The 13,982-nt window shown below is 62.2% G+C and carries 14 protein-coding genes and 1 pseudogene; 8 read left to right on the forward strand and 7 right to left on the reverse strand.

Annotated elements, in window-relative coordinates:
* Positions 1-18 precede the first annotated feature (18 nt).
* Both JF545_RS11700 and JF545_RS11705 read left to right on the forward strand, forming a co-directional pair.
* Positions 19-2,205: a malate synthase G gene (locus JF545_RS11700; protein WP_206942243.1), complete on the forward strand. Its 2,187-nt coding sequence runs from the start codon at positions 19-21 to the stop codon at positions 2,203-2,205.
* A 151-nt stretch (positions 2,206-2,356) separates the two neighbouring features.
* The gene (locus JF545_RS11705; RefSeq protein ID WP_206942244.1) at positions 2,357-2,770 is read left to right on the forward strand and encodes a PaaI family thioesterase; all 414 of its coding nucleotides are present in this window, start codon (positions 2,357-2,359) and stop codon (positions 2,768-2,770) included.
* Positions 2,771-2,773: 3 nt separating this feature from the next.
* Here JF545_RS11705 and JF545_RS11710 read toward each other — a convergent pair whose 3' ends face one another.
* Positions 2,774-3,166, reverse strand: a complete 393-nt coding sequence (locus JF545_RS11710) for a DUF423 domain-containing protein (RefSeq protein WP_206942245.1) — start codon at positions 3,164-3,166, stop codon at positions 2,774-2,776.
* Between the two features lie 140 nt (positions 3,167-3,306).
* Between JF545_RS11710 and thiS the strand changes: the two genes are divergently transcribed.
* From thiS to trmB, 3 genes are all read left to right on the forward strand, one after another.
* On the forward strand, positions 3,307-3,507 hold the full coding sequence (gene thiS / locus JF545_RS11715) for a sulfur carrier protein ThiS (RefSeq protein ID WP_206942247.1): 201 nt from the start codon (positions 3,307-3,309) through the stop codon (positions 3,505-3,507).
* Between the two features lie 78 nt (positions 3,508-3,585).
* The gene (locus JF545_RS11720; protein WP_206942249.1) at positions 3,586-4,380 is read left to right on the forward strand and encodes a thiazole synthase; all 795 of its coding nucleotides are present in this window, start codon (positions 3,586-3,588) and stop codon (positions 4,378-4,380) included.
* A 109-nt stretch (positions 4,381-4,489) separates the two neighbouring features.
* Entirely contained in the window at positions 4,490-5,236 is a 747-nt protein-coding gene (gene trmB / locus JF545_RS19940) for a tRNA (guanosine(46)-N7)-methyltransferase TrmB (protein WP_242520804.1), read from the forward strand.
* Between the two features lie 58 nt (positions 5,237-5,294).
* Here trmB and JF545_RS11725 read toward each other — a convergent pair.
* Positions 5,295-6,242, reverse strand: a pseudogene (locus JF545_RS11725) (DMT family transporter); the annotation flags it as partial.
* 122 nt (positions 6,243-6,364) lie between these two features.
* Here JF545_RS11725 and JF545_RS11730 point away from each other — a divergent pair.
* A complete protein-coding gene (locus tag JF545_RS11730; protein WP_206942253.1) occupies positions 6,365-7,291 on the forward strand; it encodes a LysR substrate-binding domain-containing protein in 927 nt (308 codons plus the stop codon).
* Positions 7,292-8,016: 725 nt separating this feature from the next.
* Here JF545_RS11730 and JF545_RS11735 read toward each other — a convergent pair.
* Positions 8,017-8,928 (reverse strand): AEC family transporter, encoded by a 912-nt coding sequence (locus JF545_RS11735; RefSeq protein WP_206942255.1) that lies wholly within the window; start codon positions 8,926-8,928, stop codon positions 8,017-8,019.
* 156 nt (positions 8,929-9,084) lie between these two features.
* Here JF545_RS11735 and JF545_RS11740 point away from each other — a divergent pair, with 156 nt between their 5' ends.
* Both JF545_RS11740 and JF545_RS11745 read left to right on the forward strand, forming a co-directional pair.
* A complete protein-coding gene (locus JF545_RS11740) occupies positions 9,085-9,612 on the forward strand; it encodes a hypothetical protein (RefSeq protein ID WP_206942257.1) in 528 nt (175 codons plus the stop codon).
* Positions 9,609-10,214, forward strand: coding sequence for an SCO family protein (locus tag JF545_RS11745; protein WP_206942259.1), 606 nt, complete (start codon positions 9,609-9,611; stop codon positions 10,212-10,214). The genes JF545_RS11740 and JF545_RS11745 overlap by 4 nt, the downstream gene beginning before the upstream one ends.
* Before the next feature lie 36 nt (positions 10,215-10,250).
* On the opposite strand, the gene JF545_RS11750 is transcribed toward JF545_RS11745, so the two are convergent.
* From JF545_RS11750 to JF545_RS11765, 4 genes are all read right to left on the reverse strand, one after another.
* Positions 10,251-11,270, reverse strand: coding sequence for an alpha/beta hydrolase (locus JF545_RS11750; RefSeq protein WP_242520842.1), 1,020 nt, complete (start codon positions 11,268-11,270; stop codon positions 10,251-10,253).
* A gap of 64 nt (positions 11,271-11,334) precedes the next feature.
* On the reverse strand, positions 11,335-12,051 hold the full coding sequence (locus JF545_RS11755) for an FKBP-type peptidyl-prolyl cis-trans isomerase (RefSeq protein WP_206942260.1): 717 nt from the start codon (positions 12,049-12,051) through the stop codon (positions 11,335-11,337).
* Positions 12,052-12,216: 165 nt separating this feature from the next.
* On the reverse strand, positions 12,217-12,660 hold the full coding sequence (locus JF545_RS11760) for a universal stress protein (RefSeq protein WP_206942262.1): 444 nt from the start codon (positions 12,658-12,660) through the stop codon (positions 12,217-12,219).
* A 26-nt stretch (positions 12,661-12,686) separates the two neighbouring features.
* Positions 12,687-13,970: a TRAP transporter large permease gene (locus JF545_RS11765; protein WP_206942263.1), complete on the reverse strand. Its 1,284-nt coding sequence runs from the start codon at positions 13,968-13,970 to the stop codon at positions 12,687-12,689.
* Positions 13,971-13,982 lie beyond the last annotated feature (12 nt).

Here is a 13,982-nt window from a genome sequence, read left to right on the forward strand (position 1 = left end):
AACGAGGAGCTAGACCCCATGACGCAACGCATTACTCGCCATCGCCTTCAGGTGGCCGCCGAGCTGGACCAGTTCATCAATGATCAGGCGCTGCCCGGCACAGGTATTGATCCCGAGGACTTCTGGAAAGGCGTAGACGCGATCTTTCACGACCTGGCGCCCGAGAATCGTGAGTTGCTGGCCGAACGTGATGCACTGCAGCTCAAGCTTGATGCCTGGCATCGCGAGCACCCCGGCCCGGTCAGTGACATGGCGGCGTATCAAGCCTTCCTGAAGGACATCGGATATCTGGTGGACCCGCCTGCCAAGGTCGAGGTCACAACCGAGAACGTGGATCGCGAGATCGCGTCTCAAGCCGGCCCGCAGCTGGTGGTTCCGGTCAACAATGCTCGCTACTCCCTGAATGCGGCCAATGCGCGTTGGGGCAGCCTTTATGATGCCTTGTACGGCACAGACGCGATCTCCGAGGAGGACGGTTGCGAGAAAGGCTCGAGCTTCAATCCCAAGCGTGGGGCAAAGGTGGTGGCCTACGCTCGCAATGTGCTGGACCAGGCGGCGCCGCTGGCCACAGGCTCACATCGTGATGCGGTGAAGTACTTCCTGCGCGACGGCCACCTGGTCGTCTCACTGGAAGGTGGACGCGAGACCGGTCTGAAGGAGCCCGGCAAGCTGGTGGGATATCAGGGAGATGCCGCTGCGCCCAGCGCTGTGCTGCTGTCCCACCACGGCCTGCACCTGGAAATTCAGGTGGACGACAGTCACCCCATCGGCAAGACCGATCCGGCTCATGTCAAAGATGTGGTCGTCGAGGCCGCGCTGACCTCCATCATGGACTGTGAGGACTCGGTTGCGGCGGTGGACGCCGAGGACAAGGTGGGGGTCTATGCCAGTTGGCTGGGCCTGATGAAAGGAGACCTGACGGCCGAGGTGTCGAAGGGCGGCAGCTCCTTCACCCGTCGCCTGAACCCGGACCGTCAGTACCTGACGCCGGATGGTGGCGAGCTGACGCTGCCCGGCCGCTCGCTGCTGTTCGTGCGCAACGTCGGTCACCTGATGACCAACCCGGCCGTGCTGGATGCTGACGGCAACGAATTGCCCGAGGGCATTCTCGACGCCATCATGACCTCATTGATTGCGCTGCATGACCTCAACAAGAGCGATGATCAGCCGCGCAACTCGCGCACCGGCTCTGTCTATATCGTCAAGCCGAAGATGCACGGTCCGAAGGAAGTGGCGTTTGCCAACACGCTGTTTGGACGCGTCGAAGACCTGCTGGGCATGGCTCGCCATACCCTCAAGATGGGGATCATGGACGAGGAGCGGCGTACCTCGGTGAACCTCAAGGCCTGCATCAATGAAGCCACCAGTCGCGTGGTGTTCATCAACACCGGCTTCCTGGATCGCACCGGCGACGAGATGCATACCGCCATGGAAGCGGGCCCGATGCTGCGCAAGGGCGACATGAAGGGCGCCGACTGGATCCAGGCTTACGAGCGCAGCAATGTGCTGGTCGGACTGGCCTGTGGCCTGCGTGGTCGTGCTCAGATCGGCAAGGGCATGTGGGCCATGCCGGACCTGATGGCGGCCATGATCGAGCAGAAGATTGGTCACCCCAAGGCCGGTGCCAACACCGCATGGGTGCCGTCTCCGACGGCGGCGGCACTGCACGCGCTTCACTACCACCAGGTCGACGTGGCCCAGGTGCAGCGCGAGCTCGAGGAACTGGATGAAAGCGAGCAGCGTGAAGAGCTGCTCAAGGCCCTGCTGACGATTCCGGTGGTCACCTCCGCGGACTGGTCCGATGAGGCGATTCAGCAGGAGCTGGACAACAACTGTCAGGGTATTCTTGGCTACGTGGTGCGCTGGGTCGAGCAAGGCGTTGGTGCTTCCAAGGTGCCGGACATTCATGACGTGGGCCTGATGGAAGATCGCGCCACGCTGCGTATTTCCAGCCAGCATATTGCTAACTGGCTCTATCACGGCGTAGTGGATGCTGCGCGGGTGGAAGAGACGCTCAAGCGCATGGCGAAGGTGGTGGATGGGCAGAATGAAGGCGACCCGGCCTACACGCCGATGAGCCCGGACTTTGCCAACTCCAGCGCTTTCCAGGCCGCCAGCGATCTGATCTTCAAGGGGCGTGAGCAGCCTGCCGGCTACACCGAGCCGCTGCTGCACCACTGGCGCCAGGTCCACAAGGCGAAGTAAAACGCTCAAGACGTTGTCGAGCGCATCACCAGCACCCCCGGAACCCTGTTTCCGGGGGTGCTGCGTTGTGCCCTGGTGGCAAGGGCGTTGAGGTATGGTGTCGCGCCTTGGGGTATGGTGAAGTCGCTGGACTGCTTTCAGGGAGAGAGCCATGACCGTGATGACCGCCGCCGCCATCGAGGATTTTCTCGATGATGTCTTCCCACAGCGCTGTGGCACCATCGAGGCCGTGTCCGAGATGCGTGCGACCATGAGTCTGGCCATCGAGGACGAGCATTTGCGACCCGGTGCCAGTGTGTCAGGTCCCACCATGATGGGCCTGGCCGACGTGTGTCTGTACGTGGCCATCCTGGCACAGATAGGCCCAGAACCCATGGCCGTCACCAGTAACCTCAACTGCCATTTTCTGCGTCGCGCGCGGGGTGATCGCGACCTTATCGCCAATGCCCGGTTGATCAAGCTTGGGCGACGTCTGGCGGTGGGGGAGGTAGAGCTGTTCTCTGATGGAGATGAGGCGCCGGTGGCCCATGTGACGGCGACCTACGTGCTGCCGGACGCTGACTGATGATCAGCGGGGCTGACGCCAAAGTCCCCAGGCGAGGGCCAGCCATCCCAGCAGCAACAGCGTACCGCCGATGGGGGTGATCACCCCGAGTGGGCCCAGCCCGGCACCTGCCAGTCCCGCCATGGCCATGGCGTAGAGTGACCCCGAGAACAGCAGCACCCCCACGAGCCACAGTTTCAGGGCCAGCAATTGAGCAGGGATCGGGAACTGCGACCGCCATGCCAGCACGGCCATGGCGGCCAGGGTGTGCCATGCCTGGTAGCGCACGCCGGTGACAAAGGCCGCCGACAGGCGCTCCGGCAAGCGGTCATGTAGACCATGGGCGGCGAAGGCCCCGAGGCCGACGACGCAGGCCCCGGACAGGGCCAGGGTGATCCACCAGTGGCGATCAGGCATTAGGGGGTCTCTCTGTGGGTGAGGCGTGAAGCGTCTGCCGGCGGCCGGGACAGTTGCAAGGAATCTGCCCCCAACCGTACCCCGAGACGCTGTGAGTCGCTACAATGTGGGCCCCGCGACATCTTGAAAATGAGGTGGCCATGCAGATCCAGCTCAATGGTGAGCCCCACGCCCTCGACCGCGAACAGACCGTGGCAGAGTTGATTGACGCGCTCGGCCTGGGTGGTCGGCGTATCGCCGTCGAACTCAACGAGGATATCGTGCCGCGCAGCCAGCACGCGCAGACGCCGCTGGCCGATGGCGACAGGATCGAGATCGTCCACGCTATCGGAGGTGGTTGAGGCGAGCCATCCCGCTTCACTCTCATGGTGCGCCGCTCGACGGCGGCCCAGAATCGCTTTGCGAGTAAGGACCAGAGCATGACCGATATCTTTCAGGACAGCCCGCTACGGGTCGCCGGCTACAGCTTTTCTTCACGCTTGCTGGTCGGGACCGGCAAGTACAAGGACTTTGACGAGACCGGCGATGCCATCGCCGCCAGTGGCGCGGATGTTGTCACCTTTGCGGTGCGCCGCACCAATCTGGGCCAGGAAGCCGGCGAGCCGAACCTGCTCGACGTCGTCCCACCTGAGCGTTACACCCTGCTGCCCAATACGGCAGGTTGCTACAACGCCAAGGACGCTGTGCGCACCTGTCGCCTTGCCCGTGAGCTGCTGGATGGTCACAAGCTGGTCAAGCTTGAAGTGCTGGGCGATGACAACACCTTGTATCCCAACGTGGTGGAGACCCTCAAGGCGGCTGAAACCCTGGTAGCCGATGGTTTCGACGTCATGGTCTACACCAGCGATGACCCCATCGTAGCCCGAGAGCTCGAGGCGATCGGCTGCTGCGCGGTGATGCCCCTGGGTTCACTGATCGGCTCCGGCCAAGGCATTCAAAACCCCTACAATGTGCGGTTGATCATCGAGCAGGCCAAGGTGCCCGTGCTGGTGGATGCCGGCATTGGCACCGCATCAGAAGCCGCGTTAGCCATGGAGCTGGGCTGCGACGGGGTGCTGATGAATTCCGCCATTGCCCACGCGCGCCAGCCGGTATTGATGGCCGAAGCCATGAAGCACGCGGTACAGGCCGGGCGCCAGGCGTTTCTTGCCGGGCGCATGCCTCGTCGCAACGCTGAAGCCTCCTCACCTTTCGCTGGACGCATCAACGTGTGAAGCCGGCCTTGGGAACGCGCTGTCGTCATGTTGCCAGTGCAGCAGTGGCGGCAGCGCTTTCCGCAGAAGCGCTGCTCACCAGTCACTTTTCACGCCGCCAGACACCATCATGACCGATCAAGAGCGCCCGCAAGAGGGCAAGAATACTGGCCCCGAAGGGCCCGAGGCACCGCTGCATCGTCGCGGTATCAAGAGCTATGTGCTGAGGGCCGGGCGCATGACCCAGGCGCAGACGCGTGGGTTGGAAGAGGTATGGCCGAAGCTTGGCCTGACGCTGGATCAAGGGCGCCAGGACCTCGACGCGTTGTTTGGACGCAGCGCCCCTAGAGTCGTTGAAATCGGCTTTGGCATGGGGGCATCACTGGTCGAGCAGGCTGAAACTCATCCGGATACTGACTTTATCGGCATTGAAGTGCATGCGCCGGGAGTCGGCAAGTTGCTGGATGAAGCCGACAAGCGTGGGCTGACCAACCTCAGGGTGTATCGCGAGGATGCCCTGGCGGTGCTCGAGCAATGTTTGCCGGAAGCCAGCCTGACCACCCTCCAGCTGTTTTTCCCGGACCCTTGGCCGAAGAAGAAGCACCACAAGCGGCGTATCGTTCAGCCAGCCTTTGTGGAGCTGGTGCGCCAGCGGCTCAAGCCGGGCGGCACCCTGCACATGGCGACCGACTGGGAGGCCTACGCCGAGTGGATGGCCGAGGTCATGGATGAGGCGCCGGGCTACGTCAATACGGCGACCGAGGAGACGACACCCTATGTGCCGCGTCCCGACTTTCGTCCGTTGACCAAGTTTGAGGCGCGGGGCGAACGGCTCGGTCACGGTGTCTGGGACCTGATTTACCGCCGCGCCGAGTAAGCCGCGCATCGGCTCCTCGCCCTGGACGCTGGCGCCCTGCAGCCAGCGCCCACAGGGCACCGAGCAACGACACGACCAGGCCACTCAGGCCAAGCATGTCGGTACGATCGCCGAGCAGGACGACACTCAATGCCAGTGTCACTGCGGGCGTCAGCGCGATCAGTGCCGAGGTCGGTGTGACCCCGAAGCGGCCGAGACTGGCGACGAAAAAGCCGTAGCCTCCGAAGGTCGACAGCAGCACCAGCCAGATCAGCGCCACGCCGCTGTCGAGTGTCAGTGGTGGCGGCGTGGGCACGCCTGGCTCCAACAGCAGTGCTGCGACCACAAAGACCAGCGTGGCAGCGCTCAGCTGCAGGGCTAGCCGCAGCACCAGGGAGAGTGGCTCAGGACGCGCATGCTGGGAGCCCGGGCGTGAGGTGTCAGGGGGTGTCAGCACGCTGCCCAGAGAGACCGCCGCCACCGCGAGCAACGGTAGCAGATAGGCCCACCAGGGCGCGCCACCGGCACTCTGCATGTCACCGGTGATCATGGCAGCGGCGCCCAAGGTGGCCAGTCCCATGCCCCACCACTGAGCCTTCTCACTTTTCTCATGGAGCAGGTGCTTGGCCAGCAAGGCAGCCGCCAATGGCTGCAGGGCTCCGATCAATGCAGCCACCGAAGCACTCACCCCTTCCGCCACGGCGATCAACATCGCCAGCAGATAGACGCCAACGGTCAGACTGCCGGTCAGCAGTTCATGCTGAACCTGTTGTCGATTCGGGCGCAATCCGGGGCGTCGCCTGAGACAGGCCACCACGACCCAGGCCAGCGCCGCAGCCAGAGCGAAACGGTAGCTGTAGAGGCCCAACACAGGAGTGTTCAGCTCCACCGCCAGACGACTGCCCACGAAGCCACTGCTCCAGCAGAGCACGAAACCTGCTGCGAGACAGCAAGCTCCGACGGTCGTGCTGGGGGCGGTGAGAAGGCCGCGGTGCCCGACGTTTAGCGAAAGGGTGGGTCTTTGCATCGTTACCTCCTCTAGGCATCGGTGGATGAGTCAGCGTTGGCTTAGTCTGCCCAGATGCTAGACTTTCGAGTAGCGAAAGCTTTTGCACGCTGACTTCAATGTTGCTTAACCCTGGAGGAGGTATGGGAGAGGGCCCATCGTTGGATCTTGAAGCATTGCGCAGCTTTGTCACGGTGGCCCAGCAGGGCAGTCTGGCGGGGGCTGCGGCTCTGCGTCATCGCACTGTCAGTGCCTTGAGCATGCAGATCAAACGCCTGGAGGAACGCCTGGACGCGCGGCTGTTGATACGCGGCCCACGGGGCGTATCGCCGTCGCCGGCGGGTGAAGCCTTGCTCCAGGAAGCGCGTGAACTGCTGCGCCAGCACGATAGCCTGGTGGCCAGGCTGACAGGACAGGGATTGAGTGGTCGGGTGCGTTTCGGGATGCCTGAAGGCTATGCGCCGCATTTGGTGGAGCAGATCCTGCCTGATTTCCTGGCCAGCCATCCCAATGTCTTGCTGGAGGCGGTGACGGCGCCGAGTGGAGAGTTGGCGCGTCGCCTGGAACGCGGCGAGCTGTCGCTGGCCGTCGCGCTGGACCGACCCCATCAGCTGGGAGCGGGAGAGTCACTGTGGCAGACCGCCCCGGTGTGGGCTGCCTCGCGTGAATTTCGTCTCACGGATGACGCGCCGCTGCCGCTTGCTCTGCACCCTCTGGACTGCCCATTCCGCTCTCTCGGTGTAGAGGCCCTCGACAGCCAGGGGCGTGATTGGTACGCCGTCTTTACCAGTACCAGTATCCATGCCGTCGAGAAGGCCGTAGAAGTCGGCTTGGCCGTGAGCATTCTCGACCGCCAGCGGCTGACGCCCAGAATGCGAGTACTGGATGAGCGAGACGGGCTTCCTGAGCTGAGTCACTCTCACGCGTGTCTGTACTTCAGCAGGCGAATTGCGGCGGCGTCATGGCCAGCCGTAGACGCCCTGGCGACCTTGCTGCGACAGCGCCTGTCGGGTGCCGGGCCCTGGCCTGCCCATGGTCGCGAGTCACGACAGATGAACGCGGGTAGCTGACGGAGAGCGTCTCGAGGGTAGGCGGAGCACAAAAGAAAACCGCTCCAGAGGGAGCGGTGAAAGGACCGTGACTAGCAATGAGGAGGAGAAACCAGATAGCGACTGGCAGAGTCTGTATCTGGTGTCAGTGGCTCATCAACACTGACAACATCAGCGTAAATCATTCTCATTTTCCCCGTCAAGCGTAACGAGAATTCTTTTTATTCATGCCTTCTGAGCGTCGTTGATCTCTGGCTGGCTGCGTTGGTCTGCGTTGGTCTGGAAAGGGGGAAACAAAAAGGGGAAATGAAAAAGCCGCTCCCAAGGGGGAGCGGCGAAGGACCGTGACTAGCAATGAGGAGGAGAAACCAGATAGCGACGAACAACGCCTGGTATCTGGTGTCGGCGGCTCATCAACGCCGACAAGGTAAGCGTAAATCATTCTCATTGATCGCGTCAATACAAACAAGAATATTTTTTATTTAAGGCGGCGGCCAGCGCTGCTGATGCCATCGCGTTGGCCTGGCCGATCGCGGAATGGCCACAGGCCACAATAGAAAAAGCCGCTTCCAAGGGGAAGCGGCGAAAGGACCGTGACTAGCAATGAGGAGGAGAAACCAGATAGCGACTGGCAATGCCTGTATCTGGTGTCGGCGACTCATCAACGCCGACGAAGTAAGCGTAATTCATTCTCATTCGCTTCGTCAACACAAACGAGAATCTTTTTTATATAGGGGCTGTGCGGCTCAGGTCAGCTGCATCCACAGTGGCAGCGTCAGCATCGCGGCCAGGGTCTGCGCCGTGATCAGCCCGGCCATCAACTCAGCGTCGCCACCGAGTTGGCGCGCGAGAATATAGGCAGAGGTGGCGGTGGGCAGCGCAGCAAACAACAGCGCCACATTCAGGCTGACCGGATCGAGCCCGCAGACCCAACCAAGTGCGAGGACCAGTGCTGGCATGAGGATGAGCTTGGCCAGACTCGAGACCCACAGGCCCAGGTCCCGGCGAAGCAGTGCCTGGGGACGAAGTGCCACGCCGACAGCCACCAGACCAAGGGGAAGCGCAGCTCGACCCAGCAGTTCCAGCGTACCGGCCGACCAGCCAGGCAGACCGATGCCAGACAGGTTGAGCCCAATGCCGATCAGGCACGCCAGGATCAGAGGGTTCTGGGCCAGTGCCCACAGCGAGCGCCAGAGCCCGGAACGTCCCAGGGTTCCGGCGGCAATAAAGGTCAGCACACACAGGACATTGACGGTCGGAATCATCAGCGCCAGCGCTACCGCCGCGACGGTCGCGCCCTGGCTGCCGTGCAAGGCGGCCGCCCCTGCCACCCCGACATAGGTGTTGAAGCGAACGGCCCCCTGAAAGACCGATGTAAAGGCGGCGGCGTCAAGGCCAAGGCGCGGCTTGCACCACCAGAGCAGCAAGGATAGGGCAAGCATGGTGCCGAGCAGGACCACGGCCAGCCGAACCACCGGAACCTGGCTGATATCTGCGCGTGCCAGAGTCGCGACCAGCATGGCAGGAAACAGCAGAAAGTAGATCAGCCGTTCCATGCGTGCCCAGAAGTCGCCACCGGGGAAACGTGCAAGCCCGAGCAGAGCACCCAGCAATATCAGCAGGAAGAGAGGGCCAAGGGCCGCGGTGATGGAGGCCATGTACGATCCTTGTTCGAATGACGCCCGAGGCGACGTGGTGATGCGTTGTTGTCAGTCCAGCGCGTTGATAACTGCGACATTGTCGCGCAGGGGGCTTCGGGATTTTGCTGATAAGCTAAGGTGACACCCATTCTGCTCTGGAGGTCGTCCTCCAACATGGATTCGCGCCAGTCCTCATCCTCGCGTGGCGCACGTCGTCCACGACTGCGCATGCTGATCACCGTTACCGTGGTCACGCTGCTGGTTGCCCTATGGTACCTGTTGCGCTACGAACTTGGCGATCATCAGGAGACGGTCTGGTACCCCGCAGCCCCAGGGTGCGATCTGCACCAGGGGCCCTGTTCGGCCAGCCTCGGAGAGGGGGAAAGCGTCTCTCTTGCCATCGCGCCTGACAGCAGTATTCAGCCTCTCGTCGCGCTGCCTCTGGCGGTTCGCATCGACGGTGTAGCTGCTGACAACGTGAGGGTGTCATTCGAAGGGGTCGATATGGACATGGGCGAGCACCGTTTTACGCTGTCCGCCGAGCCACCAGACGAGAACGGCGTCAGTCGGTTCATCGGTGAGGGGCAGCTGGGCATCTGTACGCGCGAGACCATGGTCTGGCGTGCCCGGGTCAGCTTCGATACGCCACGAGGGCGCGTAGGCAGTTTTTTCGACCTGGAAGTCGAGCGTAGCCTGCCATGACCTCCCGAATTTCTGCGCGGCGTCGCTGGGCCCTTGGGCTGGCGGGGGGGCTGGTGGTGGCGGCAGCCTTGCTCTGGAGCTTCAGACCCTGGCAGGTGACGCCGTCGTCGGGGCCTGTCGGCGGCAACATCGAACTTCCTGCCACCACCGGCACGTTTTCGCTGTCAGCATTGCAGGATGACCAGGTCGCCGTGCTGTTCTTTGGCTACAGCTGGTGCCCTGATGTCTGCCCCATCAGCTTCGCCGTCGTGCGTCAGGCGCGCCTATCGCTTTCCCCTCAGCTACGCCGTCGAGTGGTGCCGGTCATGATCTCGGTAGATCCCGAACGCGATACGCTGGAGCGACTGGAAGAGTATCTCGCCGCCTTCGGTGACGACATGGTCGGAGCCACAGGGAGTGCCGCCGAACTAGCGGACATTGGCGAGCGCTATGGCGTTGTCTGGCGCAAGGTCGAGACACCAGACTCGCAGATGGAATACGCCGTGGATCACACCGCCTCCCTGTACCTGGTCAAGCCAGACGGTACGATCCTTGAGCGTGTCCTGCATTCACCGACTCCAGGCCCGCTACAGGCAGCCCTTGATCGAGCGCTGGCCGAGTAAGCCAGCGCGCCTCATCGTTCCATGAACATCGTCGCATCAAGGGCGTTGCTGCAGTCGATCGATCATGCTCATCAGCGCGCTGACCTGTCGGCCATCGCGGCTGTCATGCAGCGGGTCCTGTTGCCAGGTGCTCTCGCTGAAACCCCACCAATCCCAGCACCCTTTCGGGTTGGCCAAGCTTGCTTCCGCCTGGGGATACAGCACGACCAGGCCGAGGCGCTCGGCATAGCGATTCAAACCGCTGGCCTTGGCGAAGGCGGGCGGCTGGATCGCCTCGTCGTCGGTGTCGTCCACCGCCATCTCACAGCCGTGGAAGGCGACCACGAGCTTGCACGTGTTCTGCTGCTGTTCACAGGCCTCGGGCAGGTACAGAAAACCGGTATCCGCCAGGCCCTTGGCGTCGAACTCGCGCTGGTCGAAGGCGATAAGTCGCGCGTCGCTCGCAAACTCCGCAGGCTCGGCTGACTCAGGTTGCTCGGCAGGCTGGAGCGCGCCAAGCCACCAGGTGAGGAAGTCTCCGGCCAGATCGGTATGACAGTCCAGCAGGTAAGGGGGGCCTCCTTCGCTGCAGTCTGCCAGAGGGATGTCGCTCTCCACGGTGGTGGGCCACCCATGTCCAGCGTCGGGATGAAAGACGGCTTGAAGCTGGCGTTCGTCAGCCAGCCAGCCTTGCCACTGGGTAACGGCTGCGTGGCCTACCGCGGGGTCGATGGTGCCGTCCTTGTCGCCGTGCCACAGGTACACTCGCAGCTCGGCAAGATCGTCTGCATCCCCTACCCGCGATTGCTCACGATAGCCCTGCAGGCGCCGATCAATGGCTGCCAAGTCCGCTGTACCGTGCCGTTGCCCCATGCACTGACCGAGGGCCACCCCCAGTTCACCCAGGGCACATCCCCACGGTCCGCTGGCGACCAGGCCCAGCGCCTCGAAGCGTGAGGGCCAGGCCACTGCCAGCTGCTCCGCCATGTAACCCCCGGAAGACACGCCAATGGTGGCGGTATGCTCGACTGATAGACCGAGCGCCGGGAGCGCTGGGGGCTGTGCCAGCGCTGGCATCGTCAAAAAAAACGCCAGCCCCCCGAGGAGGCTGGCGTTGGTCCGGCGAGCTGGGCGCACTGCCTCAGCCTTCATCACTGGGATTGATATCCAGCAGCTCGACCTTGAAGATCAAGGTCTCGTTCGGGCCAATCGGTCCCTGTCCACGGGCGCCGTAGCCAAGCTCCGGCGGAATGACGACTTCCCAGGTATCGCCCACGTTCATCATCTGCAGGGCTTCCTGCCAACCTTCAATGACCTGGCCGACCTGGAAGGAGACCGGCTCGCCACGCTCGTAGGAGCTGTCGAAGACAGTCCCGTCGATCAGCTTGCCTTCGTAGTTGACCTGGACAGTGTCACCCGCTTCAGGTGACTCACCGTCGCCTTCTTCCAGTTCCTTGTACTGAAGGCCGGAATCGGTGGTGGTCACGCCGTCTTTCTCGGCGTTGTCAGCCATGTAGGCCGCGCCTTCTTCCTGGTTGGCGTCTGCCTGTTCAGCCATTTCTTCGGCGCGTTTCTGCTGCTCCTCCGCGCGCTTGGCCATGGCGTCTTCCTGGAACTTGGTCAACGCCGCCGCAATTTCCTCGTCGGTCATGTCCAGGTCACCGCCGGCGAACACATCGTTGATGGCGTCACTGAAGGCGTCGGTATCGAGGTCTTCCACGTCCTGCTTGATGCTCTGGCCCAAGGTCACACCCAGGCTGTAGCTGAGTTTCTCCTGGTCGCTTTCCGGTGCAGAGAAGGCCAGCGGAGCGGCACCCAGCAGGGCGATCAGCGAAGCGGAAGTCAGCAGTGTCTTCATGGAAATCCTTGTCTGGCGGCGTCGGCCGCAGTGTGAATGTCGTTGGTGTGACTGTATCAGGCGGCAAAGGGTTCCGCATCCGTCGCAGTCTACTCCATACGAACAAGACCCGGATCAGGGATCCGGGTCTTGTTTGTCGTGCTTGGCTTGCCGTCTGATGACCGACTAGACGACCAGGGTAGGACACTGGGCGGAGCCGGAAACGCGCTGTGCGACGCTACCGAGGATCAGGCTGGCATCGCCGTTGGTGCCCTGGGCCCCAATGACGATCAGATCGCAGTCTCGCTTGCGAGCAAAGCGCACGATGGTGCGTGAGGGGCGGCCACCCTTGACGAAGGCACGCACCTTTTCCAGCGGCACCCCCAGTTCTACCGCATGGTTCTTGGCATGAACGGCGATTTCGGACGCATATTCCTTGAGCGCGTCGTCTGGCAGGTCCAGCTTGTCGGGACGGACCATCGACAGCGAGGCCTCGAGCAGGCTGTGATGCTTGAAAACGCACAGAATATAAAGCTCAGCGCCGGTCAGGTACTGCAGACCCACGCCCTTTTCCAGTGCTTTCATGGCGCCTTTGGAGCCATCTACCGCCACCAGGATACGATTGAACATCGGTTTCTCCTTGAGCCGTAGCTGTGCTATCGGAAGGCAATATCACGCAGGAACAGCGCAATCTGCGGGAACATGATCAACAGCGCTGCTGCCAGGATCAGCAGGAACACGAACGGTGGCGTGCCTTTGATCACGTCCAGATAGGGGCGCTTGAAGATCGCGATGGCGGTAAATATGTCGCAGCCAAACGGTGGCGTGGCCGACCCTATGGCCACCTGCAAGGTGATCAGGATGCCGACCAGCACGGGATCCAGGCCGGTCGCCTCGATGGCTGGCGCAAAAATGGGCGTGAGCACCAGGATCACCACGATCGGATCCACAAACATGCAGGCCACAAAGAAGGCCACGCAGATCGCAATCAGCACGCCGGTGGGCCCCGCCTCATTGATACCCGCTGCCTCCAGCAAGGCCTGGGGGATCTGGGCAAAAGAGATGATCCATGAGAAACCATTGCCTACGGCCACCAGAATGAACACCACGGCGGTGATCAGCCCCGTGGATTTGGCGATCGCATAGATATCGCCCATCTTCAGCGAACGGAATACCACGAACTCGAGCAACACGGCGTACAGCACGCAGGCAGCCGCCGCTTCGGTGGGGCTGAAAATGCCGCCGTAGATGCCGCCGACAATGATGACCGGGAAGCCCAGGGGCCATAGCGCCTGTCTGACGGACGCCAGTCTCTCGCCCCATGACGCCTTGGGTTCCGTCGGTACATCGCGAATCACCGCGTAGGCCACGCAGTAGAGAGAGAACATCAGTAGAATCAGCAGACCAGGACCAATGCCTGCGATGAACAGTTCGCCGATAGATGTTCCGGAAATGACGCCATAGATGATCATGCCGATGCTCGGCGGGATCAGGAAAGCAATGTCACTGGCGTTGATGATCAGGGCCAGGGTGAAGGAGTCCGAATATCCCGCCTTGAGCATGCGTGGACGCAGCGGTGAGCCGACGGCCACCACGGTCGCCTGGGTAGAGCCCGATACTGCACCGAATAGCGTGCAGGAGGCGGCGGTGGACACCGCCAGTCCACCTTTCACATGGCCGATAAAGGCCATGACCATATTGATCAGTCGCTCCGCCGACTGACCGCGGGTCATGATATCGGCGGCAAGGATGAACATCGGCACCGCGATCAGTGAGGCTGGTCTGATGCCGGCCATCATCTGCTGAATCAGTGTATCCATCTGATCCAGCCCGTTGAACATCATGAAGAAGCCGATCACCGCGGCGGTAATCAGCGGAATCATCATGGGAAAGCCCAGCAATAGCAGGGCAATCATGGTTGTGACCATTATCGTTGTCATTGGACCATTTCT

The organism is Halomonas litopenaei, assembly GCF_017303055.1.
Lineage (GTDB): Bacteria > Pseudomonadota > Gammaproteobacteria > Pseudomonadales > Halomonadaceae > Halomonas > Halomonas litopenaei_A.

Coding starts and splice junctions, on each gene's coding strand:
- JF545_RS11700 (WP_206942243.1), top strand. CDS start 19: ATGACGCAACGCATTACTCGCCATCGCCTTCAGGTGGCCGCCGAGCTG.
- JF545_RS11705 (WP_206942244.1), top strand. CDS start 2,357: ATGACCGTGATGACCGCCGCCGCCATCGAGGATTTTCTCGATGATGTC.
- JF545_RS11710 (WP_206942245.1), bottom strand. CDS start 3,166: ATGCCTGATCGCCACTGGTGGATCACCCTGGCCCTGTCCGGGGCCTGC.
- thiS (WP_206942247.1), top strand. CDS start 3,307: ATGCAGATCCAGCTCAATGGTGAGCCCCACGCCCTCGACCGCGAACAG.
- JF545_RS11720 (WP_206942249.1), top strand. CDS start 3,586: ATGACCGATATCTTTCAGGACAGCCCGCTACGGGTCGCCGGCTACAGC.
- trmB (WP_242520804.1), top strand. CDS start 4,490: ATGACCGATCAAGAGCGCCCGCAAGAGGGCAAGAATACTGGCCCCGAA.
- JF545_RS11730 (WP_206942253.1), top strand. CDS start 6,365: ATGGGAGAGGGCCCATCGTTGGATCTTGAAGCATTGCGCAGCTTTGTC.
- JF545_RS11735 (WP_206942255.1), bottom strand. CDS start 8,928: ATGGCCTCCATCACCGCGGCCCTTGGCCCTCTCTTCCTGCTGATATTG.
- JF545_RS11740 (WP_206942257.1), top strand. CDS start 9,085: ATGGATTCGCGCCAGTCCTCATCCTCGCGTGGCGCACGTCGTCCACGA.
- JF545_RS11745 (WP_206942259.1), top strand. CDS start 9,609: ATGACCTCCCGAATTTCTGCGCGGCGTCGCTGGGCCCTTGGGCTGGCG.
- JF545_RS11750 (WP_242520842.1), bottom strand. CDS start 11,270: ATGCCAGCGCTGGCACAGCCCCCAGCGCTCCCGGCGCTCGGTCTATCA.
- JF545_RS11755 (WP_206942260.1), bottom strand. CDS start 12,051: ATGAAGACACTGCTGACTTCCGCTTCGCTGATCGCCCTGCTGGGTGCC.
- JF545_RS11760 (WP_206942262.1), bottom strand. CDS start 12,660: ATGTTCAATCGTATCCTGGTGGCGGTAGATGGCTCCAAAGGCGCCATG.
- JF545_RS11765 (WP_206942263.1), bottom strand. CDS start 13,970: ATGACAACGATAATGGTCACAACCATGATTGCCCTGCTATTGCTGGGC.